The organism is Micromonospora sp. LH3U1 (genome assembly GCF_028475105.1).
Classification (GTDB): Bacteria; Actinomycetota; Actinomycetes; order Mycobacteriales; family Micromonosporaceae; genus Micromonospora.
This window is the reverse complement of sequence record NZ_CP116936.1, coordinates 3,605,374-3,627,564: the sequence shown is the minus strand read 5'-3', so window position 1 is coordinate 3,627,564 and position 22,191 is coordinate 3,605,374. Positions and strand designations below refer to the sequence as shown.

The following is a 22,191-nucleotide window of genomic DNA, read 5'->3' as shown; positions in this document are numbered from 1 at the left end:
CGGAGCCGAGGAAGGGATGGATGAGGTGCGACGGATAGAGGCAAGGAGGTATCTGCCCGCGCCGCGTCGCGGCGCCGACCATGGATCGGAGTGAGGGTGCGGGGCGCGGCCCGTCAGGGCGTGCGTCGCGGCTGCACGGACTCGTGCCAGGGGATCAGGAGCCGGCGGGCGCCGGTCACGATGCTGTAGAGGGTGAAGCCGAACAAGGCCATGATCAGGATCGCGCCGAACAGTTTGTCGACCTGGAGGCCGTTCTGCAGGTTGACCGCGTACCGGCCGAGGCCCTTGTCGCCGCCGAGGTACTCACCGACGATCGCGCCGATGGTCGCCTGGACGACCGCCAGCTCCATGCCGGCCAGGATGAACGGCATCGTGTACGGCAGGTCGGCCCTCCAGAACCGCTCCCAGCGCGACGCCTTCAGCGTCGTCATCAGGTCGTGCATGGAGCGTGGCACCGAACGGACGCCGAACGAGGTGTTGATCAGCAGCGGGAAGAAGGCCAGCAACGCCGCCATGACTACCTTCGACGACGGGCCGAAGCCGAGCCAGAGAATGAACAGCGGCACCAGCGCGACCTTCGGCACCACCTGGGTGGCGACGATGAACGGCCGGGCGATCCGGTCGAACAGCGGCGACTTGCCGATCATCAAGCCGAGGCCCACGCCCAGGACGATGGCCAGTGCCAGGCCCATCATGACCTCGTAGAAGGTCGTCCAGATGTGGGTCTGCCACACGAACGGGTCGGTGATCTGCTCGACGAACGAGGTGAACACCGCCTCCGGCGCCGGCAGCACGAACCGGGACAGGTCGGTGACCTCGACGTAGACCTTCCAGGCCACGAGGAACAACACGACCAGCAGAGGACTGGTGTAGAAGGACAGCCAGCGGTTGTTGCGCAGTCGCTGCGACCAGGTCGGCGGCGGGGGACGCAGCGGTTGTCCAGAGGACGACGTCGGCGCCGGGTGGCGCTGTTCTGTAGTGGTCACGTGCGACACCTCGAGTGCTGCTCAGGCCGAGACGGCGGGTCGGATTTCGTTTTCCTGCACCTCGCCGATCTGGCGGCGCAGCTCGGTAGCGAGGGCGCGGAACTCGGCGGACTCGGTCATGGCGAGGGTGCGCGGTCGCGGCAGCGTCACCTCGGTGATGGAGTGGATGTGCCCGGGCTTGGTCCCCAGCATCACGATGCGATCGGCCAGGAACACCGCCTCGGAGACGGAGTGCGTCACGAAGACGACCGTCTTGCGCTGCTCCAGCCAGATGCGCTGCAACTCCGCGTTCATCATGTCGCGGGTCTGCGCGTCCAGGGCGCCGAAGGGCTCGTCCATGAGCAGCACCTGCGGGTCGTGCGCCAACGCCCTGGCGATGGAGACCCGCTGTCGCATGCCGCCGGACAGTTGGTGTGGGAGCTTGTTCTCCGCCTCGGGAAGCCCGACGAGGGTCAGCATCTCGCGGACCCTGTCCGTGCGCTCCCGCCGACCGACGCCGGCCATCTCCAGCGGCAGGGCGACGTTGGCGCCCGTCGACCGCCAGGGCATCAGGGTGGCCTCCTGGAAGACGAAGCCCAGCGGGCGGTCGGCGTTGTCGTTCCGTGCGCCGTGGTCGAGTCGTACCCGCCCCACGGTCGGGCTCTCCAACTGGCCGATGATCCGCAGCAGTGTCGTCTTGCCGCACCCGGACGGACCGAGTAGCACGACGAACTCACCGTCGGCGATGTCGAGCGAGACGTCGCTCAGCGCGAGCATCGACTGCCCGCCGGCGCCGGCGAAGACCTTGCTGACGCCCTCCACTTTGATCGCACTCATGGCTACCCCTGTCACCGACCGGTCCGCGAATACCGCGAGATTTTGTTCGCTTGTGCAGTACGCCGTTCTGTTGGAGGGAACGTAAGCTATGTTCGCCGGCAAGGTCAATGGTTCGCGGGACCCGACTCCATACCACTAGTTCCTTACCAATCGCCCAACACCGGAGGAACTGTCATGGAACACCCGACGCGGCGCACGGCAGTGCTGGTCATCGACATGCAGAACGACTTCTGCGCCCCCACCGGCGCCATGGCGAAGCTCGGCGCCGACGTCGGTGTGAACAGCGATCTGGCCCGCCGGTTGCCGGACTTCCTCGGCCGGGCCCGGACCGCCGGTTGCCTGGTCATCTGGGTACGCCAGGCCGCCCACGAGCAGCTCGTGTCACCGGCGAGGCGGGCACGCGCCGAGGCGATGGGCCGCAGCCCGCTCAGCGTCTGCGCCGCGGGTTCCTGGGGCGCCGAGCTCGCCGACGGCCTGCGGCCCGAGCAGGGCGACTGCCACCTGGAAAAGACGCGCTACAGCGCCTTCGTCGGCACGCCCCTGCACAATTTGCTGCGCGCGCACGGACGCGACCACGTGGTGGTGGTCGGCACGGCCGCCAACGTCTGCGTGGACTCCACCATCCGTGACGCGTACATGGCGGACCTGGCCGCCACGATGCCGACCGATCTGGTCGGCTGGACCCGCGCGGACCTCGCCGAGCCGGCGATCCGCAACCTGGGCTTCTACTTCTGCGAGACGACGACCTCGGTCGAACTGGTCGCGGCCTGGTCCGCGGCGGTCCGGGTCGCCTGACTCCGGGCGACCCGCTTGCGCTCCACCGGTTGCTGGTCCGTCTCGGCCGGGGCGGACTGGTAGCCCAACTCGGCGCTGGCCTGGCGGGCGGCGTCGGCCACCAGCTCGCCGTACTCGGCCAGCAGCCGCGACGAGAAGCGGTCCTGTGGGCCACACAGCGACAGCGACCCGTAGACCTCGCCCGAGGCGAGCCGGATGGGCGCCGCCACGCTCGCCGCGCCGGCCTGCCGTTCACCCCGGCTCACCGCGTAGCCCTGCTGGCGGACCACCCGCAGGTCAGCCCAGAGCTGCTCGACCGACGTGATGGTGGCCGCGGTAACCGGGATCAGCTCGTGGGTAGCGAGATATTCGGCCACCTCGGCGTCGGGCAGCGCCGCCAGGATCGCCTTGGACGACGAGCCCGCGACCAGCGAATGTCGGGAGCCGAGCGTGACGGACATCCGGATCTCATGCGGCGAGAGCACCTGGTCGGTGTAGACCCGCACCCAGCCCTGCCGCATCGACAGCGTCGCGGTTTCCCCCGTGACCTCCACCAGCCGCCGCATGTGCCGGTTCGTGATCGCCTGGACGTCGATGGCGCGCAGTGCGGCCAGACCGACCGCCAGAGCGCCCGGCCCGAGCCGATACCGCCGGGTCCCCTCGTCGAAGGTGACGAACTGGTTGGCCGTCAACTCCTTGAGGATGCGGTGCGCCACCGCCTTGGGCAGGTTCAGCTCTCGCGCCACAGTGGAGACCCCGATCATCTCCGGGCTGCGTTCGGCGAGCAGGTCGATCACGGACAGCGCGCGACCCAGACCACTCGTCGTGTAGCGATGGCCGTCCTCTGGTTCAGTTACCGGCACCGCTGCTCCCCATTCGACAACCTCTCGTCCGTGCATTCAGGGCACGCCAGCGGTCGGTCCGACCTTGCTGTGTGGACGCCCGGCGTCTAGTGCTGGATCCCGAGCATACTGACACGCCGAAGGTACGTTCGGGCATCGTCGGGGTTCTCGGCGAGTGCCCGAAGGCGGACCAGCCGTTCGCGGCGCCCGACCAGTTCAACCCCGTCCGCCGAGGTGCGATTCTCGGTCGTCGTCGGCTGGACGAAACGTTCGGCGATGGATCGGCGACGCTGCGCGTACTCGGTGGTCGCCGTGTCCTGGTTGGGCTCGGCCAGCGCGGTGGCGACCGCCACCGCGTCGTGGATGCCCGAGTTCAGGCCCATGCCGCCGGTGGTGCTGCTCAGGTGGGCGGCGTCGCCGGCCAGCAGCACCCGCCCGAGCCGGAAGGAGGCCGCGAGCCGCTGATGGCTGCGGTACAGCTGGTGCTGGCTCAGCGGCAGCTCGCGGGCGTCGGGCCGACCGCCCAGCAGAAGCGCGACGGCGGCCAGGAACGCCGGGTGGGTTCCCGGAGGCGGTTCGTCGTCGACTCCGGTCGCCGTCGACAGCGCCGCGCGCCAGATGTCCGGTGTCCTGATCAGCGAGAAGCGGCCCTTCGGGCCGGACCAGTATCCGACCGCGCCGAGATCGGGCACCGCGTCCTCGAAGCGGAACGGTGTGGCCACCACCAGGCTCAGGGACGGGTACGTGAAGCCGGGGAACGGGACGTCGAGCAGTTTGCGGGCGGTGCTGTGTGCGCCGTCGGCGGCCACCACCCACCGGCCGGTCACCGTGGTTCGGGCGTCGCCGACCGCGACGTCCAAGTCGACGCGCGTGTCGTCCTGCCGCAACCCGACCACGTCGTGTCCGAACCGCATGTCGACGTTCGGCGCCTCGCTGACCGCGCGGCGCAGCAGGCGGACCAGCTTGTACTGCTCGTACTGCAGCCGGAAGGGATACCGGGTCTCGCCCTCGAGAACGTCGTAGGAGAAGCAGGCGGACTCGGTCAGCTCAAGGTCGCGGTAGTCCAGCCGCTGCACCCGGACCGCTTCCTTGAGCAGCGGGGCGGCCAGGTCGAGCTCGTCGAGCAGCTCGGTCGTCGGCGGGTGAACGGTCGAGCCCCGCCATTCCGACTGCACCTCGTCGTGGCCGCGTTCGAGAACGATCACCGGAATGTCGCGTCGGGCCAGGGCGAGGGCTGTCACCATGCCCACCGGTCCGCCGCCGAGGACGACGACCGGTGCTTCCACGGGTGGCGCCACGTTCACTCCTTCCCGCCGGCGACACGGCCGACGACTCCGGTCAAGGGGGGCTGAGCGAGGGCCGTGGCCAGGTGCCGTAGCGCCGGGCTGTGCGACTCGCTCGCCAGGTGGGTTGCACCGGCGATCTCCAACAGCTGCCAGGCGCCCGCCAGGTTCGACGAGAGCACCGGCACCGGCGCCTCCGGCAGGACCTCGTCGAGGACGTCGAGGCTGGGCGCGCCTGTGCCGGTCAGCAGCACCGCGTGCCCGGGTGGGAACCCGTCGGCCGGCGCCCGCAGCGTCTGCCGCACGGTGTCGCGCACGGTGCTTAAGGTCAGGTCGTAGATGGCGCCCGTGCCGGGCACTCGCACGGGCGTGCCGACACTGCGGCCGGTCGCCCGCCAAAATGCCGCCGCCTGCTCGGTGAGCCAGTCCGGGTACGGCGAGATCAGGGTCAGTGACCGCACTGCGAGGCGGTCGAGCACCTGCCGCACCGCGCTCGCCGCGCCGAACACCGGCGTACCGAGCCGCTCGGTCGCAGCCCCGTCGGTGCGGTGCGCGTCGGCCGGCCCCGGTCGGTAGTAGCAGCCGGTGCAGGCGACGTAGGTGGCTCGCACGTCCAGGCCGTGCAGGGTGGCGGCGGTGTCCGGCAGCAACTCGGCGTACCGATCCAGCCGCTGCGCGAGTGCACCGTTCACGACCGGCAGCCGGGCGACGTGGTAGCGGAGCCGTGGCGGCAGCAGACGGCGAAGCTCGGGCTCAACCGTAGGGTTGGCCGGTGGAACGATGATGCCCAGAGCTGCCTCGACCACTACTTACCGCCAAATCGTTCGACTGAGCCGTACGCCGTTCTACTTACGGGAACGATAGGGGCTGTGTTGGGGTCGGTCAACCCACCTGCCGTCCGCGGTTGACGCGCCTGACCAGGACCGTCGGACGCGGTCGACGCGCGGCAGCGTTCGGTCTGTTGCGCGAAGCGTTCGTCTGGGCCGCCCGTCCCGTTCTCCCTTTCCCGCCACCGACCGTGGTGACGACGGCGCAGGTGCGGTGGCCCAGTGCGGTGTCGAGGTGTGCGCGCCGGCCAGCAGGCCTCACTGGAAACGGGGGTGGATGTGCGGGAGGGAGTAGTCGGCACTGGCGTATGCGCCACCCTGGGGGGCGTCGGAGTCGATGTCGTCCTCGGCGCCCGCGACGTGGGCGGCGTGGTCTTCGGCGTTGTCGACCGGCGTGTAGCCGAGTTGGATGGCCGCGTCCAGGTCCCAGAACCGGCGGGTGTTGGCCGACACGGCGTAGGCGGTCACGAAGGACACGCTGGGCGCGGTGATGGCCGCCCGGATGAAACCCACGCAGTCGCGCGGGCTGAGCCAGGTGGCGAGATATCGAGCTTCGTGCGGCCTGTCCTCGAAGCTACCAATGCGCAGGCACACCACGGACAGGGCGAACTTGTCCGCATACAGGCGGGCGAGAGCCTCGATTGCCACCTTGCTGACTCCGTAGAGTCCGTCCGGTCGTACCGGGTCATCGGGGTGGACGATCCTTCCGACGGGATGGAAGCCGGTGACCCGGTTGCTGCTGGCGAGGACGACCCGGTCGACCTGCTGCCGGCGGGCGGCCTCGAGCACGTGGAACGTGCCCAGCACGTTGGCGTCCAACAGCTCCGCGAGCGGCGCCTCGTCCGGCACGCCGGCGAGGTGGACCACCACGTCGGCGCCATCGAACGCCGCGACCACGGCGTCGAGGTCGGTCAGATCCAGGCGGATGACTCGTTCTGCCGGCGATTGCACCTCCAGTGGCTCGCGATCGACGAGCACGAGATGGCGGACCTCGTCGCGCAGGCGTTGTCGGACGATGGTGCCGATGCGGCCGGCGGCGCCCGTGACGACAACGGTGCCGAGGGATGGAGTCATGACGGCAGTCTCCCTTCCACTACCGACAGATGATGGGTAAGCCTGTCCGTACCATCCTGACCCTGGTCGCGGTCGCTGGTCTCGCTGTTGGCTGCGACCCTTCGCCGAAGGAGGACGCGGGGAGCACCGCGCCGTCGGCGGCCGCCGCGCCGAGTCCCACGGTCGATGTCGCGGCGAACAGCAAGCAGGTCTGCGATATCACCCTCGACGTGGTCAAGAAGCACTTCGTCGCCATGGCGGACGACGCCATTGCCGCGATCGACAAGCCGGTCAGCGCCAAGGAGCAGGGCGAGAAGGTGCGAGGTCACTACACGGCGCTCGCGCAGGACGTCCGCAACGGAGGCGCCAACGGCGGTGGATCCGCAGCTGCGTACGGCGCCCGCCCGCCGCCCTGCCGCCCCGCGCCCTGCCGCCCGCCAGCCTTCGTCGATCTAGGGCAAATCGTTGTGATCAAAGATCATCCAACGACGATTTGCCCTAGATCGGCGGGGCAGGGCGCGGGGCGGCAGAGCGGGGCGGGGGCAGGGCGCGGGGCGGCAGAGCGGGGCAGGGCTCGGGGCGGCAGGGCGGGGCGGGCAGGGCGGGGCGCGGGTTGGAGAATCTGGCGACCGAGGTGGAGGCTCCGGATCTGGACCCGACCCTGAAGGCTCTGGACACCACCTGCGGTCGCTGACCGTCGATGCGGGCACCGGCCGTCGCGGCCGGTGCCCGCAGCAACATCCCAGGGGTACGCCGTAGGGCGGCGCTTCTGTCGCGGAGCTCACGTGGGACGTGGACAGGGAATTCTCGGGGCGGGTCGGGTGGTTGTCCGTTCGGAAGATCAGGTTCTCATGATCGAATGGAAGTGCCATGCACATGCGCTCCGACGCGGTGGTGCTGTTCGGCGTCACGGGAGATCTCGTCTCGAAGAAGCTGTTCCCGGCGCTGTACGAGTTGAGCCGCCGCGGTCGCCTCGACGTCCCGGTGATCGGCGTGGCCCGCTCCCCCTGGGATGATCAGCAACTGGTCACCACGGCCCGCAAATCGGTCACCGAGGCCAATGACGAGGTCGACGACGAGGCGTTCGACGCCCTCGCGCGCAACCTGTCGATGATCTCCGGCGACTACGCGGACCCCACCACGTACCAACGGCTCGCCGAGCGCCTGCGGGGCGCCGAGCGGCCGATCTTCTACCTGGCGATCCCGCCGGCGGTGTTCGGTGCCGTCGTCGAGGGCCTGGCGGCGGTCGGTCTCGCCGACCGGGGCCGGGTGATCGTGGAGAAGCCGTTCGGGCGTGACCTGACCTCCGCCCGGGAGTTGGACCGTACGCTGCGCGCGGCGTTCGACCCGCAGCGTGTTTTCCGCATTGACCACTACCTGGGCAAGGAGGCCGTCGAGGGCCTCTACGCCTTCCGGTTCGCCAACCGGTTGTTCGAACCGCTGTGGAACAACCAGCACATCGACAACGTGCAGGTCACCCTCGCTGAGGGCTTCGGCACGCAGGGCCGCGCCGGCTTCTACGACAGGGTGGGCGCCACCCGGGATGTGCTGCAGAACCACATCCTGCAGGTCGTCGCGCTGATCGCCATGGAGGCGCCGGCCGCCGACGACACGGACGCGTTCCGCGAGGCGGAGGCGGCGGTGCTGCGGCAGATCGAACCGCTGTCGCCGCAGTCGACGGTGCGGGGGCAGTACGCCGGCTACCGCGACGAGCCGGGCGTCGCTGCGGACTCGAACACGGAGACGTTCGTGGCCACCCGTCTGACGGTCGACTCCCCCCGCTGGTCGGGTGTGCCGTTCCACCTGCGGACCGGCAAGTCCCTGCCGGGGACGGCGACGGAGGTGGTGGTCGAGTTCAAGCAGCCACAGCGTTCGCTCATCCCGGCCGAGGGTGGTGCCATGGCGCCCGCGAACCTGCTGCGGTTCCGGCTCGGTCGCGGTGACGGCATCACGATGTCGATCCAGGCGAAGAGCCCGGGCGCCGAGGTGACCAGCCGTCCGGTGGACCTGTCGGTCGACTTCGGCGCGGCGTTCGGCCGGCGTCAGGAGGCGTACGAGCGGCTGCTCGACGACGCGATGGACGGGCAGCATCTGAGGTTCGCTCGCGCGGAGACGATCGAGCAGGAGTGGCGCATCGTCGAGCCGATCCTGGATCTGGCGGCCGAGGTGCAGCCGTACGACAAGGGCACCTGGGGCCCGGCGGACGCGGACGCGTTGGCGGGCGGCTGGCACATCCCGGACCTGCGGTAGCGGCGATCACGCCGCGCGTCGGTGCGTCGCGATGGACGCTGACTGACCGCTCAGCTCAGCGGAGCGACCGTCCGGCGACGGTGAGGTTTGCCGCTTCCGCGTGGTGTGGGCACGTTGTGCGGGACGTTTCTCGTCCGCTTCGGAGAGGAAGCAGCGCATGCTTTCCGCACTCGATCGTCGGCACACCGTCGCGCCACCCGGTTACAGCCGTTGGCTCATACCCCCCGCGGCGTTGGCCATCCACCTCTGCATCGGCCAGGTCTACGCGACCAGCGTCTACAAGAACTCGCTGATCGCCCACTTCGACACCAGTCAGACCGCGATCGGGGTGATCTTCAGCATCGCGATCGTGATGCTCGGGTTGTCCGCCGCGGTCGCCGGGACCTGGGTGGAGGCGAACGGGCCGCGTAAGGCGATGTTCGTGTCCGCCTGCTTCTGGGCGGTGGGCTTCCTGGTGGGCTCGCTGGGCATCGCCACGAAGCAACTGTGGCTGCTGTACCTGGGGTACGGGTTGCTCGGCGGCATCGGTCTGGGAATCGGGTACATCTCCCCCGTCTCCACCCTGATCAAGTGGTTCCCGGACCGGCCGGGTCTGGCCACCGGGTTGGCGATCATGGGGTTCGGTGGTGGGGCGATGGTCGCCTCTCCGCTGTCCCGGCAACTGTTGTCGTTCTACGACCCCGGTTACGACCCGTCGAACGCGGGCTCGACGGCGTCGGGCAGCGCGCTGGTGTGGCTGTTCGTGACGCTCGGCCTGGGCTACTTCGTGATCATGATGTTCGGGGTGGCGAACGTGCGGGTGCCGGCGGAGGGCTGGCGGCCGGCTGGCTTCGACCCCGCGAGTGTGGCGGCGAAGCCGCTGGTCACCATGGCGAACGTGTCGGCCGCGAACGCGGTGAAGACCCGTTCGTTCTGGCTGCTGTGGGTGGTGCTGTTCTGCAACGTGACGGCCGGCATCGGCATCCTGGAGCAGGCCAGCCCGATGATCCAGGACTTCTTCCGCGACAACGGCACCTCAGCGGTGACCGTCGCGGCGGCCGGCGGGTTCGTGGGACTGCTGTCGCTGTTCAACATGGCCGGCAGGTTCGCGTGGTCGTCCACGTCGGACGTCATCGGCCGCAAGCCGATCTACATGGTGTATCTGGGTGTCGGCATGGTGCTCTACGCGCTGCTGGCCCTCGTCGGGCAGACCGCGACGGCGCTGTTCGTGCTGTTGGCCTGCGTGATCCTGTCGTTCTACGGCGGCGGGTTCGCCACCGTGCCGGCGTACCTGCGGGACCTGTTCGGCACCTTCCAGGTCGGCGCGATCCACGGCCGGCTGCTGACCGCCTGGTCGGCGGCCGGGATCGCGGGCCCGCTGATCGTCAACGGGTTCCTCGACGCGCAGGGCAAACCGGGCACGTTGACGGCGGCGGCGTACCGGCCGGCGCTGTTCACCATGGTGGGCGTGCTGGCCGTGGGCTTCGTGGCGAACCTGTTGGTGCGGCCGGTACCGCAGCGCTACCACGAACCGTCGGCAGATCGGGACGTGGACGAGGACAAGACGGCGCAGAGGAGTGGTACGCGATGAGCGACGACAGCCGACGCGGGCAGCAGACCCGGTTGTGGATCTCCTGGTTGGTGGTGGCGGCGCTGCTCGGCTACGGGGTGGTGCAGACGCTGATCACGGCGGCGAAGCTGTTCACCCACTGAGGTGCCGTGCGGGGGTGCCGCACCGCACCGCGGCGCGGCACCCCCGTCACAGGCCGCCGGAGACGCGCAGCACCGTCCCGGTGGCGTACGAGGCGTCCGGGCTGAGCAGCCAGGCGATGGCGGCGGCGATCTCGTCGGGTTCGCCGGCACGGCCCAGCGGGATGCGACCGGCCGCGGAGTCGGGGCGATCGGGTACGCCGGAGTCGGCGTGGATGTCGGTGCGTACGATTCCGGGTGCGACGGCGTTGACCCGGATGCCCTTCGGGGCGAGCTCCTTGGCGAGGCCCACGGTGAGGGTGTCGGTGGCGGCCTTCACCGCCGCGTAGTGCACGTACTCCCCCGGGCTGCCGAGGGTCGCGGCCGCCGACGAGACGTTGACGATGGCGCCGCCGTCGGTCAGTCGGCGGGCGGCCTGCTGGGCGCAGAGGACGTACCCGATGAGGTTGACGTCGACGACCCGGCGCAGGTCGTCGACACGCAGTTCGGTGAAGGGCCCGATGGGGCTGGTGACGCCGGCGTTGTTGACCAGGCCGGTGAGCGGGCCGAGCTGCGCGGCGGCGTCGAACAGCTCGGTGACCTGGTCGGGGTCGGTGGTGTCGGCGCGTACCGCGATGGCCTGCGCGCCGACGGCGCGCAGGTCGGCCAGGACGGCGCTGGCGGCGGCGTCGTCGCGGCGGTAGCACAGGGCGATGTGATGACCGGCCCCGGCCAGGCGGCGGGCGGTGGCCGCGCCGATGCCGCGGCCGCCGCCGGTGATGACGGTGACGGGTGCCACGGTGTCCTCCCCCGGGTTGTCGATGGATGCGGAGCAGCCGCGCCGACGCTACCGTGACCGGCGCGGGTCGGTCGTCGAGAGGAGAGTCACATGCAGCGGGCGTTGGTGCTCGGTGGTGGCGGGGTGACCGGGGTGGCCTGGGAGCTGGGGCTGCTGGCGGGGCTGGTCGAGCGGGGCGTGCCCGTCACCGGCGCGGATCTGGTGGTGGGTACGTCGGCGGGCTCGGTGGTCGGCGCGCAGGTGTGTTCCGGGTTGCCCCTGGAGCAGTTCTACGAGGAGCAGCTGGCGCCACCGTCGAGCGAGGTGGCGGCACGGTTGGGCTTCGCGGCGCTGGCGCGGCTGGTGTGGGCCGGTGGCCGTACCCGTGACGCGGTGCGCTCACGAGCCCGGATCGGGGCGATGGCGGTGGCGGCGCGTACCCCGTCGGAGGCGTCGCGACGCGCGGTGATCGAGGCTCGCCTCCCGGCCCGGGAGTGGCCGGCGCGGCGGTTGCTGATCACGGCGGTGGACGCGTCCTCCGGTGAGTTCGTGGTGTTCGACCGCGACAGCGGGGTGTCTCTGGTCGACGCGGTGGGCGCGAGTTGCGCCGTGCCCGGGGTGTGGCCGCCGGTGACGGTCGGCGCGCGCCGCTACGTCGACGGTGGGATGCGCTCGTCCGTGAACGCCGATCTGGCGGCGGGCGCGCGACGGGTGCTGGTGATCGCGCCGACGTCGGCGGCGTTCGGGCCGATGCCACGGTTGTCCGCACAGGTGGCCGAGTTGCGGGTCGCCGGGTCGCGGGTGGCAGTGGTGACGCCGGACGCGGCGGCGCGTTCGGCGATCGGCCGCAACGTGCTGGACCCGGCGCGGCGGGCGGGCGCGGCGCGGGCCGGACGGGCACAGGCCGCGGTGGTGGTGGACGAGGTGGCGGCGCTCTGGGCCTGATCGCTTACGCTCACCGCGCGTTCGATCGGACAACGGAGGTGCGCGGTGACGGGTGTGGGTGTCGGCGATGTGGTGCAGGATTTCGAGCTGCCGGATGAGACGGGCACGCCACGGCGGCTGTCGGAGTTCCTGGCGGCCGGGCCGGTGGTGCTGTTCTTCTACCCGGCGGCGATGACCCGGGGGTGCACGGCGGAGAGCTGCCACTTCCGGGACCTCGCGGCGGAGTTCACGGCGCTGGGCGCGTCGCGGGTGGGCATCAGCCGGGACCCGGTGGCGAAGCAGGCGGAGTTCTCCAAGCTGCACGGCTTCGACTATCCGCTGCTGTCGGATGAGGACGGGACGGTGGCGCAGCAGTTCGGGGTCAAGCGGCGGCTTCCGTTGGGGCCGTTGAGCATGAAGCGGATGACGTTCGTGATCGGTGCGGACCGGCGAATCATCGAGGTGATCCACAGCGAGGTCAGCATGAACGACCACGCGGACCGGGCGCTGCGGGCGTTGGGCGGCTGAGCGGGCGCGAGCCCCGTGCGGCGGGTGTCGCAGCCGGCTGGTATCAAGACAGCAATCAAACAGGTGTACGGAAGAGGGTTGTGATGGATGCCGGCCAGGGTTTGTCCACTAGCGAGGTGCAGAGCATCCGGGAGGCGTTGGCGGCCGGGCGTAAGCCACGGGTGGTGTTCACTGCGGCGGCGGGGCAGATCGCCGGTCAGGTCGGTCAGGTGATCGAGCTGACCGACCCTGAGGTGTCCGACGAGTTCGTGGTGGTGCGCTTCGGCCGCGACGAGTTGCCGTTCTCCCCCGCCGATCTGGCCGTGGCGCCCAAGGGCGTGACTCGCCGGGTGGTGGAGCCGAAACCGGAGCCGGAGCCGCAGGAGTCGCCGGCGGTGGCGGCACCGGAGTTCGTGTTGGACACGCCGCGGGTGCCCGTGCAGCGTCAGGAGGAGCCGAAGGTGGAGCAGACGGAGAAGCCGCCGGCGCGGCGGGCGGTCAAGGCCGTCAAGCCGAAGGGGCCGGCGGGCCTCACGGTGACCCTGGCGTACGCCGACGGTGAGTGGACCGTTGCCGCGCAGCAGGGCACCAAGGCGCTCGCGAAGCCGTACGTGGTGAAGCCGGCCGAGGCGTTGAAGATGGTGGCCCTGGTCGACGTGCCGGGCGTTCAGGAGGCGGTGGAGCACATTCTCGGCACCGAGCGGGCCGAGGCGGAGCAGCAGGCGGACAAGCTGCGCGCGGAGCTGGCCGAGATCGAGGCCCGGCTGGCGGAGCTGCGCGAGGCCCGCTGAGGCGGGTCAGTGCCGGCTGTGGTGCTCCAGCAGCCGGGTGAGCAGTCGCGTCAGCTGCGCGCGCTCGGTATTGGACAGTGGGGCGAGCAGATCGCGTTGGACGCGGTCGACGGTGTCGCCCATCCGGCGTGCCTCGGCGGTGCCGGCGTCGGTGCTGCTGATGATGTTGCGGCGGCGATCGGCCGGGTCGGGGGCGCGTACGACGAGTCCCCGACCGGCCAGGTCGTTGACGGCCGCCACGACGTCGCTGCGGTCGATGCCGCAGCGTCGCCCGAGGTCGGCCTGGCTGGCGGGGCCGTCCTCGGCCAGCGAGGCGAGCAGCCGGTAGTGGTAGCCGCGCAGGTCGTGTGCGGCGAAGCCCTCGCTGAGCAGGCGGGCGGCGTGGCTGGCGGTCTGGTTGAGCAGCCAGCTCGGGGTGGTGCTGAGCCCGGCGGGTGACTGCGGGGCCGCGTGATCCATGGGCGCAGCCTACCAGTAATCGTTGGCGCGACCCACGATCAGGTGTTACGTTGGCGGCTCCAACGTTGGCGTGGCCAACGTTTCGAAGGAGGCGTCATGTCCACCGTCCCCGCCCTCAACGGCCAGGTCATCGGCCAGGCCCACTACGCCACCCGGGCACTGCTCGAACGTGCCGTCGCCCCGCTCGGGCTCAGCTTCGGGCAGGTGCTCGCGCTCAACGTCCTCGCCGACGGCGCCGTCGACCGGGCCCGGCTCGTCCACCGGATCACCAGCACCCTCAAGGTCGACGAGCAGGCGGTGCGCGACGTGCTCGCCCACCTCGTCGATACCGACCTCGCGCACGTCGACGACCGCGCTCCCGAGCCGCAGGTACGGCTCACCGACGCCGGTCACGCCACCCAGCGCCGCGTCTCCGCCGCCGTCACGGACATCACCGCCCGGCTGTACGGGGACATCCCGACCGAGCAGGCGAGCGCCGCCGCCCGGGTGCTCACCCTGATCACCCAGCGCGCGAACGCTGAGCTGGCGGCGATCCCAGCCTGACCGGACACCACCCTCGACAGCGTTACCGCGAGGCCCGACCGGTCAGAAGTAGTCGAGCAGCTGCGCCGGCCCGCCGGCGACCAGCAGGTCGAGAGCGGCCGGGTCGACACCGGCGCCGTGGTGCAGCAGCCCGGCCTGCGCGACCGAGCGGGCGTGCGCGGCTCCGGCGTAGAGCAGGGCGAAGCCGCGTACGTCCAGCCGCAGGTCCGCCTCACCGCTGATCCGGGTCAGCTCGGCGGCGCCGTCGGCGACGCTCAACCGCCAGGTGCCGGTGTTCCACTCGGCGAGCGGGTCGGCGAGGGCGAAGTCGACGGCGCCCCGGGCGTGGGCCGGCCAACCCCGCGCGCTCACCGCGCGGGCGACGTCGACCGGTCGGTGCATCCACAGGTCCCGCTCGTGGTCGCGGGCCGACTCCAATGGCAGGTGAGGGCTGACGGCGTCGCCGTCGAGGGGGCACAGCCGCAGGGTCGGTGCGACGCTGGCCCAACTGCCGAGCACCCCCACGAGTTCCCGGGCGGCCTCAGCGGTGACGGCCAGGGCCTCGTCGACGGTGAGCACGGAGTCGGCACCGTAGCCGCGACCCCGCTGCCAGGTGGCGTAGCCGACCAGGTTGCCGTCGTCCTCGACGAGGGTGAGCCCGTCGCCGGGCAGGCCGCCATCGGCGGCGAAGAAGTCGAACAGCTCGCCCCGGCGGGTCAGCATCCCGTTTCGGTGTCGGGTGACCCGCTCGTACAGGTCGGCGACGGCGGACAGATCGGCTGGGGTGCCGGCACGGACGGCCAGATGCGAGGCGGGCCGGTGCCGGGGCAGCGAGGCGGTGGCCAGATCGACGGTCCGCAGCACACCGGCGGCCTCCCAACCGCAGGCCCGGTAGGGGGCCGCGACGGTCGGGTAGAGCGCGCTGATCGCTGCCCCACGGTCGCGGGCGCCGGCCAGCAGGGCGGTGAGCATGGCACGGGCCACGCCCCGGCCACGGGCCTCGGGGGCGACCGCCACCCCGGCCACGTCGGCGGCCGGCACCGCCCGCCCGGACCACCACTGGTCGTGATGCAGGTCGACGGCCTTGCCGACGAGCCGACCGGCGTCGTCGAACGCGCCGTAACGGGTCAGGCCGGGCACCACGGCGGACGCGTTCGCGGGGCGCTGCGGGTCGGAGCCGAACGCGAACCGGCCCAGCTCCCAGGCGGCGTCGAGGTCGTCGGCGGTGAGTTCGCGAACGTGCGCGGTGGCGGGCATCGGCACACCGTAGCCGCACCGCCCCGCGCCGACCGCCGATTTACACCGCGCCGATCTTGCACCTCCTGCCTCACCATAAGAGGCATTACATGCATTTCGGCGACCGAAACTGCAAGATCGGCGCGGTGGCGGTGGCGGTGGCGGTGACGACCGTCGCTCAGTGCTGCGGGATGTTGGCCACGCCGATGCGCTTGCGGAACACCCAGTACGTCCAGCCCTGGTAGGCCAGCACGATCGGGGTGAAGATCACCGCCACCCAGGTCATGATCTTCAGGGTGTAGGGGGTGGAGGCCGCGTTGGTGGTGGTCAACGTGCCGGCGGCGTCCAGGGTGGAGGGCATCACGTTCGGGAACAGCGCCGCGAACAGGGTCGCCACGGCCAGGCCGATCGCCACGGCGGTGCCGGTGAACGCCCAGCCCTCCCGGCGTACCTTGGCGGCGGCGAGACCACCGAGCAGGGCGAGGGCCGCGCCGACGGCGAGCACGACGGCGGCCGGGCTGGAGCGGATGCTCAACGTCCAGGTGAGGAACCCGACCGCGAGCACGGCGGCGCCGACACCCAGGCGCACCGCGAGGGCGCCCGCACGGACGCGGATGTCACCGGTGGTCTTCAGGGCGAGGAACACCGCGCCGTGGGTGAGGAACAGCGCGAGGGTGGTCGCGCCGCCCAGCAGGGCGTACGGGTTGAGCAGGTTGAGCAGGCCGCCGACGTACTCGTGCTCGGCGTCCAACGGCACACCGCGCAGGATGTTGGCGAAGGCGACGCCCCACAGGATCGCCGGCAGCAGCGAGCCCACCACGATGGCGGCGTCCCAGCGGCGCTTCCAGGACGCCTCGGGGCGCTTGTGCCGGTATTCGAAGGCCACCCCCCGGGCGATCAGGGCCAGCAGGATCAGCAGCAGCGGCAGGTAGAAGCCGGAGAAGAGGGTGGCGTACCACTCGGGGAAGGCGGCGAACATGGCCCCGCCGGCGGTGATCAGCCACACCTCGTTGCCGTCCCAGACCGGGCCGATGGTGTTGATCAGGACGCGGCGTTCCCGGTCGTCGCGGCCGAGCACGGGCAGCAGCATGCCGACGCCGAAGTCGAAGCCCTCCAGGATGAAGTACCCGGTGAACAGCACGGCGACGAGGAGAAACCAGATGGTGGTCAGTTCCACGATGGGCTCCGGGATCAGTAGGCGAAGGCGAGCGGACGCTCGGCGTCGTCGTGGGTGTCGTCGATGGGGTGCTCTTCGCTGACGTCCGGCACACCGGCCTTGGCGTAGCGCAGCAGCAGCTTCACCTCGATCACGGCGAGGACGGCGTAGATCAGCGTGAAGGCGGTGAACGAGGTGAGCACCTCGGTCAGCGAGACGCTGCGGGACACGCCGTTGCGGGTGAGCATCTCGCCGAAGACGATCCACGGCTGGCGGCCCATCTCGGTGAAGATCCAGCCGAACGAGTTGGCCAGCAACGGCAGCACCGGCATGGCCAGCCCGGCGCGCAGCAGCCACTTGCTGCTCGGGGTGCGACCCTTGCGCTGGCTCCAGAGCACCAGCAGGGCAATCGCGGCGGCGGCCAACCCGAAGGCGATCATGAAGCGGAAGCTCCAGTAGGTGACCGGGATGATCGGGGTGTAGCTGCCCGCGCCGTACTGGCTGGCGTACTGGGCCTGCAGGTCGTTGATGCCGTGCACGGTGCCGTTCGGGTCGCCGGTGCCCAGGTACGACAGCAGGTACGGGATCTTGAGGGCGAACACCTCGCGACTGCCGTCGAGGCTGCCGATGGTGAGTACGGAGAAGGAGGCGGGGCTCTCGGTGGTGTAGAGACCCTCGGCGGCGGCCATCTTCATCGGCTGCACGTCCGTCATGATCTTGCCTTGGATGTCGCCGGTGAACACGACGGCGGCGGAGGCGACCAGGACCACCCAGGAGCCGAACTTCGTGGCGAAGCGGTAGGCGCCGGTGTCGGCGGAGTCGCGGTTGCGGATCACGTGCCACAGGCCGACGGCGACGACCAGCGCCCCGGCGACCAGGAACGACCCGGCCAGTGTGTGCGGGAAGGTGATCAGGGCGACCTTGTTGGTCAACACGGCCGGGAAGTCGGTCAGCTCGGCACGCCCGCTGTCCGGGTTGATCCGGAAGCCGACCGGGTTCTGCATGAACGAGTTCGCCGCGAGGATGAAGTACGCGCTGAGGTTGGTGCCGATCGCGGCGGCCCAGATGCTGGCCAGGTGCGCCCGCTTGGGCAGCCGGTCCCAGCCGAAGATCCACAGGCCGATGAAGGTGGATTCGAGGAAGAACGCGACCAGCGCCTCGATGGCGAGGGGGGCGCCGAAGATGTCACCGACGAAGCGGGAGTAGTCGCTCCAGTTCATGCCGAACTGGAACTCCTGCACGATGCCGGTGACCACGCCCATGGCGAAGTTGATCAGGAACAGCTTGCCGTAGAACTTGGTGAGCTTGAGGTATTTCTCGTTGCCGGTGCGGTGCCACAACGTCTGCAGGATGGCCACCAGCACGGACAGGCCGATGGTCAGCGGAACGAAGAGAAAGTGGTAGACGGTGGTGACACCGAACTGCCAGCGGGCAACGTCCAACGCATCCACCAGAAAACCCCCAGCCATCCGTACTACGAGACGTAGTAAATACTACTGCTCGTCGTAGAGGAATGGGCAGGGCCGGGCGGCCCGAACCGACCCGGGACCAATGACCCTGATCACCCGGGCAACCGGCCGACCCGCCCTCGCGAGCACGCCGTCGCGTGCGACGATGTCGCGCTGATGGACACCGTGCACTCCACCTGGCAGCCGCCGCTGATCTGGCGCGCCGCTCAACTGCTGGCCCGGGCGCTGGTCGGCCTGCTCGCCCGCCTCGAAGTCACCGGCGACGTGCCGGCGCACCTGCGCCGCGGCCCGCTGGTGCTGGCCGCCAACCACATCAGCCCGTTCGACCCGTTGGTGCTGGCCGCCGCCTGCCAGACCCGCGGCATCGCCCCGCGGATCATGGCGACCGCCGGACTCTTCCGGGCCCCGGTGCTCGGTGCCGCCATGCGCCACGCCGGGCACATCCGTGTCGACCGGGGCACCAGCGCCGTGCATCGGGCCCTCGACGACGCCGCCACCGCCGTCGCCCGTGGGTCGGTGATCCTCATCTACCCGGAGGGACGCATCGGCCTGGACCCCGGCATGTGGCCCGAACGCGGCAAGACCGGCGCGGCCCGACTCGCCCTGGCCTGCGGCGCCCCGGTCATCCCGGTCGCCCAGTGGGGCTCCCACGAGGTGCTGCCCTACCAGGCGCCCCGGGGAATGCTGCGGGGCATCGCCCGCTCGCTGTGGCGCCGTCCGGTGATCCGGGTGCACTTCGGCGCGCCCGTCGACCTGGGCGAGACGGCGGCCGGCAACCCCGGCGCCGCCCGCCGGGCCACCGGCCGGATCATCGACGCGCTCACCGACACCCTCGCCCCGTTGCGCCCCGACGAACCCGACCTGCCCCGGCACGTCGACCCCGGTCGCCCGACGGACCTCAGCCGCGCCCACCGCCGCAACTCGGGCTGATCGTCGTCGCCACACCCTCGACCGACAGATTAAACGACCGTTGTAAGATCGTCTACTCTGTCCAGTGTGAGCACTGTGGAGATGGATACCCAGGACCCGAAGCGCACCGCCGTCCTCACGGCGGCGGTCGGGGTGTTCGGGCGCTTCGGCTTCCAGAAGACGTCGGTCGAGGCGGTCGCCAAGGCGGCCGGCATCTCCCGACCGGGCCTGTACCTGATGTTCCCCAACAAGGAGCAGTTGTACCGCGCCACCATGCAGGGCGTCCTGGAGCGCGCCCAGCGAGCCATGGAGGCGCGCCTCGTCGACCAGTCGCTGAGCTTCGACGAGCGCATCGTGGCGGGGCTGGATGCGCTGATGGGCCCGTACATCGACACCCAGGTGGCCCGCGACCTCAACGAACTCCTGGAGAACAGCGAGCCCCGGCTGGGCTCGATGTTCCACGACTACCAGGAGCGGGCCCGGGCGACACTGAGCGCCTATATCGCCGATTTCGCCCCACCCGGCCTGCTCGACGCTGAGTTGACCGCGGACGACGTGATGGACCTCCTCTTCTCCGCCGCACTGACCTGGAAGTCGACCTCGGCCACCAGGGACGATTTTCGCGACCGGATCCGCCGCAGCCTCCAACTGATCCACCGCCCCGCGGGCTGACCCACCGCCGGTCGACGAATGTCGCCGGGAGGTCACCCGCGATCCACCGGCGGCGGGCATACTGCGTCGCGTGCTGACCCGACCCGGCTTCCTCGACGCGCCCGCGCCGCTGGCGTTCGCCCACCGTGGCGGCGCGGCCGAGGGCGACGAGAACACCACCGAGGCGTTCGCCCGGGCCATCGGGCTGGGCTACCGGTACGTGGAGACCGACGTGCACGCCACCGCGGACGGCGTGGCGGTGATCTTCCACGACCCGACGCTGGCCCGGCTCACCGGTGCGACGGGGCGCATCGCCGACCTGAGCTGGGCCGACCTCGCCTCGGTACGCGTCGGCGGCGCCGCCGTCGTACCCCGGCTCGACGAGGTGCTGGGCGCCTGGCCGCAGGTCCGCTTCAACATCGACGTGAAGGCCGACGGCGGCGTCGAGCCGACGGTCGCGACGGTGACCCGGGCCGGCGCCGCCGACCGGGTGCTGCTCGCCTCGTTCAGCGACGCCCGACTGACCCGACTGCGGGCGCTCACCGAGGGGAGGGTCGCCACCAGCCTCGGCATGCGCGGCGTCGCCCGGCTACGGCTCGCCTCCCTGCACGGGCGCCCCCTGCGGCTGCCCCCGTCGGTGGTCGCCGCGCAGGTGCCGCCGCACTACGGGCGGGTGCCGGTGGTGGACCGCCGATTCCTCGCCTACTGCCACTGGATCGGCTTGCAGGTGCACGTCTGGACGATCGACGGACCGGACCAGATGCACGACTTACTGGATCGTGGTGTGGATGGCATCATGACCGATCACGTCGGCGTGCTGCGCGACGTCTACCGCAGCCGCGGCCACTGGGCCGCCTGACCATCGAAGGACCCCCGATGGCCGAGACCGTCACCCCCACGGTGGACGACACCCCGCCTCCGGCGAGCACTCGCCGCGAGCGCAGCGGCTGGTACATCTACGACTGGGCCAACTCCGCGTTCCAGACCACCGTCATCACGGTGTTCCTCGGCCCGTTCCTCACCACCGTCGCCGAGCTGAACGCCGGCTGCGAGCTGGGCGCGGACACCTGCGACGGGTTCGTGTACCCGCTGGGCATCAAGGTCGCGGCCGGGTCCTACTACCCGTACCTGATTTCACTGTCGGTTTTCCTCACCGTGTTCGTGCTGCCGGTCATCGGGGCGATCGCCGACCGGTCGGCGCACAAGAAGCGGCTGCTCGGCGGCGCCGCGTTCACCGGTGCCGGCGCCACCATCGCGATGGCCTTCGTCACCGGCGACCGCTACCTGCTCGGCGGGGCGCTCTTCCTGATCGCCAACATCTCCTTCGGCGCCGCGATCGTGGTCTACAACTCGTTCCTGCCGCAGCTCGGCGGCCCCGACGAACGCGACGGCATCTCCAGCCGCGGCTGGGCGCTGGGCTACCTCGGCGGTGGTCTGCTGCTGGCGCTCAACCTCGTCGTGATCACCCTGCTCGACGAGGGTGACAACCCGCAACGCACCCTGGACCTGGCCCGCTGGTCGATCGTGTCCGCCGGAGTGTGGTGGGCGGCGTTCACGCTGGTGCCGCTGCGCTGGTTGCGCGAGCGCCCCAGCGTCGCGGCCCTGGCCGGCGGAGGCAACGTGCTCACCGACGGGTTCCGCCAACTCGGCCGCACCATGCGGGAGATCAAGGCGTACCCGCTGACGCTGTACTTCCTGCTCGCCTTCCTGGTCTACAACGACGGCATCCAGACCGTCATCACCCTGGCCAGCCAGTACGGCACCGAGGAACTGCGCCTGGAGCAGAGCACCCTGATCGTCACCATCCTGCTGGTGCAGTTCCTCGCCTTCGGCGGCGCGTTGAGCCTGGGCGCGCTGGCCAAGCGCATCGGCGCCTGGAAGACCGTTCTGCTCAGCCTGGTGCTCTGGACCGGCGTGATCATCGCCGCGTTCCGGCTGCCCGCCGAGGCCCCGGTGCCGTTCATGGTCCTCGGCGCGGCCATCGGCCTGGTCCTCGGCGGCAGCCAGGCCCTGAGCCGGTCGCTGTTCAGCCAGCTCATCCCGGCCGGGAAGGAAGGCGAGTACTACGGCTTCTACGAGATCAGCGACAAGGGCACCAGCTGGTTGGGCCCGCTCGCCTTCGGCCTGGTGTTCCAGCTCACCTCCTCCTACCGGGTGGGCCTGGTCTCACTGCTGATCTTCTTCGTGGTCGGTTTCCTGCTCCTCGCCGCTGTGCCGATCCGACGTGCCATCGTCGCGGCAGGCAACACGCCACCCCGGGTGCTCTGAGCACGCATCCCGCACCCGGCAG

General features: G+C 70.6%; 23 protein-coding genes. 12 read left to right on the top strand and 11 right to left on the bottom strand.

Annotation, left to right across the window (positions count from 1 at the left end; all coding sequences use genetic code 11):
- Positions 1-113: 113 nt before the first annotated feature.
- Entirely contained in the window at positions 114-986 is an 873-nt protein-coding gene (locus PCA76_RS16605; protein WP_272611339.1) for an ABC transporter permease, read from the bottom strand.
- Positions 987-1,007: 21 nt separating this feature from the next.
- On the bottom strand, positions 1,008-1,802 hold the full coding sequence (locus PCA76_RS16600) for an ABC transporter ATP-binding protein (protein WP_272611338.1): 795 nt from the start codon (positions 1,800-1,802) through the stop codon (positions 1,008-1,010).
- Positions 1,803-1,976: 174 nt separating this feature from the next.
- Here PCA76_RS16600 and PCA76_RS16595 point away from each other — a divergent pair, with 174 nt between their 5' ends.
- Complete coding sequence (locus tag PCA76_RS16595; protein ID WP_272611337.1) at positions 1,977-2,597, top strand: cysteine hydrolase family protein; 621 nt, start codon at positions 1,977-1,979, stop codon at positions 2,595-2,597.
- Here PCA76_RS16595 and PCA76_RS16590 read toward each other — a convergent pair.
- The 4 genes from PCA76_RS16590 to PCA76_RS16575 form a co-directional block, all read right to left on the bottom strand.
- A complete protein-coding gene (locus PCA76_RS16590) occupies positions 2,528-3,439 on the bottom strand; it encodes an IclR family transcriptional regulator (protein ID WP_272611336.1) in 912 nt (303 codons plus the stop codon). The two genes, PCA76_RS16595 and PCA76_RS16590, sit on opposite strands and share 70 nt — an antisense overlap.
- An 86-nt stretch (positions 3,440-3,525) precedes the next feature.
- A complete protein-coding gene (locus tag PCA76_RS16585; RefSeq protein WP_272611335.1) occupies positions 3,526-4,716 on the bottom strand; it encodes an FAD-dependent oxidoreductase in 1,191 nt (396 codons plus the stop codon).
- Positions 4,717-4,718: 2 nt separating this feature from the next.
- Positions 4,719-5,507, bottom strand: coding sequence for a hypothetical protein (locus tag PCA76_RS16580; protein WP_442930128.1), 789 nt, complete (start codon positions 5,505-5,507; stop codon positions 4,719-4,721).
- Between the two features lie 279 nt (positions 5,508-5,786).
- Positions 5,787-6,602: an NAD-dependent epimerase/dehydratase family protein gene (locus PCA76_RS16575; RefSeq protein WP_272611332.1), complete on the bottom strand. Its 816-nt coding sequence runs from the start codon at positions 6,600-6,602 to the stop codon at positions 5,787-5,789.
- Between the two features lie 849 nt (positions 6,603-7,451).
- On the opposite strand from PCA76_RS16575, the gene zwf reads away from it, so the two are divergent.
- The 3 genes from zwf (at position 7,452) to PCA76_RS16560 (ending at position 10,523) form a co-directional block, all read left to right on the top strand.
- Complete coding sequence (gene zwf, locus PCA76_RS16570; protein ID WP_272611331.1) at positions 7,452-8,831, top strand: glucose-6-phosphate dehydrogenase; 1,380 nt, start codon at positions 7,452-7,454, stop codon at positions 8,829-8,831.
- A gap of 157 nt (positions 8,832-8,988) precedes the next feature.
- Complete coding sequence (locus PCA76_RS16565) at positions 8,989-10,401, top strand: OFA family MFS transporter (RefSeq protein WP_272611330.1); 1,413 nt, start codon at positions 8,989-8,991, stop codon at positions 10,399-10,401.
- A complete protein-coding gene (locus tag PCA76_RS16560; RefSeq protein ID WP_272611329.1) occupies positions 10,398-10,523 on the top strand; it encodes an MFS transporter small subunit in 126 nt (41 codons plus the stop codon). The genes PCA76_RS16565 and PCA76_RS16560 overlap by 4 nt, the downstream gene beginning before the upstream one ends.
- A 46-nt stretch (positions 10,524-10,569) precedes the next feature.
- On the opposite strand, the gene PCA76_RS16555 is transcribed toward PCA76_RS16560, so the two are convergent.
- Entirely contained in the window at positions 10,570-11,298 is a 729-nt protein-coding gene (locus PCA76_RS16555) for an SDR family NAD(P)-dependent oxidoreductase (RefSeq protein WP_272611328.1), read from the bottom strand.
- 90 nt (positions 11,299-11,388) lie between these two features.
- On the opposite strand from PCA76_RS16555, the gene PCA76_RS16550 reads away from it, so the two are divergent.
- The 3 genes from PCA76_RS16550 (at position 11,389) to PCA76_RS16540 (ending at position 13,499) form a co-directional block, all read left to right on the top strand.
- Positions 11,389-12,222: a patatin-like phospholipase family protein gene (locus PCA76_RS16550; protein WP_272611327.1), complete on the top strand. Its 834-nt coding sequence runs from the start codon at positions 11,389-11,391 to the stop codon at positions 12,220-12,222.
- Positions 12,223-12,267: 45 nt separating this feature from the next.
- Positions 12,268-12,729, top strand: a complete 462-nt coding sequence (locus tag PCA76_RS16545) for a peroxiredoxin (RefSeq protein ID WP_272611326.1) — start codon at positions 12,268-12,270, stop codon at positions 12,727-12,729.
- Between the two features lie 83 nt (positions 12,730-12,812).
- Entirely contained in the window at positions 12,813-13,499 is a 687-nt protein-coding gene (locus PCA76_RS16540; protein WP_272611325.1) for a hypothetical protein, read from the top strand.
- 6 nt (positions 13,500-13,505) lie between these two features.
- Here the strand turns inward: PCA76_RS16540 and PCA76_RS16535 are convergent, their stop codons facing one another.
- The gene (locus tag PCA76_RS16535; RefSeq protein WP_272611323.1) at positions 13,506-13,958 is read right to left on the bottom strand and encodes a MarR family winged helix-turn-helix transcriptional regulator; all 453 of its coding nucleotides are present in this window, start codon (positions 13,956-13,958) and stop codon (positions 13,506-13,508) included.
- 96 nt (positions 13,959-14,054) lie between these two features.
- On the opposite strand from PCA76_RS16535, the gene PCA76_RS16530 reads away from it, so the two are divergent.
- The gene (locus tag PCA76_RS16530) at positions 14,055-14,501 is read left to right on the top strand and encodes a hypothetical protein (protein ID WP_272611322.1); all 447 of its coding nucleotides are present in this window, start codon (positions 14,055-14,057) and stop codon (positions 14,499-14,501) included.
- Positions 14,502-14,543: 42 nt separating this feature from the next.
- On the opposite strand, the gene PCA76_RS16525 is transcribed toward PCA76_RS16530, so the two are convergent.
- The 3 genes from PCA76_RS16525 to PCA76_RS16515 all read right to left on the bottom strand — a co-directional run bounded on the left by PCA76_RS16525 (position 14,544) and on the right by PCA76_RS16515 (position 18,323).
- A complete protein-coding gene (locus tag PCA76_RS16525) occupies positions 14,544-15,737 on the bottom strand; it encodes a GNAT family N-acetyltransferase (RefSeq protein ID WP_272611321.1) in 1,194 nt (397 codons plus the stop codon).
- Between the two features lie 157 nt (positions 15,738-15,894).
- The gene (gene cydB, locus PCA76_RS16520) at positions 15,895-16,893 is read right to left on the bottom strand and encodes a cytochrome d ubiquinol oxidase subunit II (RefSeq protein ID WP_272611320.1); all 999 of its coding nucleotides are present in this window, start codon (positions 16,891-16,893) and stop codon (positions 15,895-15,897) included.
- Between the two features lie 14 nt (positions 16,894-16,907).
- Positions 16,908-18,323, bottom strand: coding sequence for a cytochrome ubiquinol oxidase subunit I (locus tag PCA76_RS16515; RefSeq protein WP_272619431.1), 1,416 nt, complete (start codon positions 18,321-18,323; stop codon positions 16,908-16,910).
- A gap of 174 nt (positions 18,324-18,497) precedes the next feature.
- On the opposite strand from PCA76_RS16515, the gene PCA76_RS16510 reads away from it, so the two are divergent.
- From PCA76_RS16510 to PCA76_RS16495, 4 genes are all read left to right on the top strand, one after another.
- On the top strand, positions 18,498-19,271 hold the full coding sequence (locus PCA76_RS16510) for a lysophospholipid acyltransferase family protein (RefSeq protein WP_272611319.1): 774 nt from the start codon (positions 18,498-18,500) through the stop codon (positions 19,269-19,271).
- 66 nt (positions 19,272-19,337) lie between these two features.
- Positions 19,338-19,922 carry a TetR/AcrR family transcriptional regulator gene (locus PCA76_RS16505; protein ID WP_272611318.1) on the top strand — a complete coding sequence of 195 codons (585 nt, stop codon included), beginning with the start codon at positions 19,338-19,340 and terminating at the stop codon, positions 19,920-19,922.
- Positions 19,923-19,992: 70 nt separating this feature from the next.
- Complete coding sequence (locus PCA76_RS16500; protein ID WP_272611317.1) at positions 19,993-20,760, top strand: glycerophosphodiester phosphodiesterase; 768 nt, start codon at positions 19,993-19,995, stop codon at positions 20,758-20,760.
- Between the two features lie 17 nt (positions 20,761-20,777).
- On the top strand, positions 20,778-22,169 hold the full coding sequence (locus PCA76_RS16495) for an MFS transporter (protein ID WP_272611316.1): 1,392 nt from the start codon (positions 20,778-20,780) through the stop codon (positions 22,167-22,169).
- The last annotated feature ends 22 nt before the right edge of the window (positions 22,170-22,191 follow it).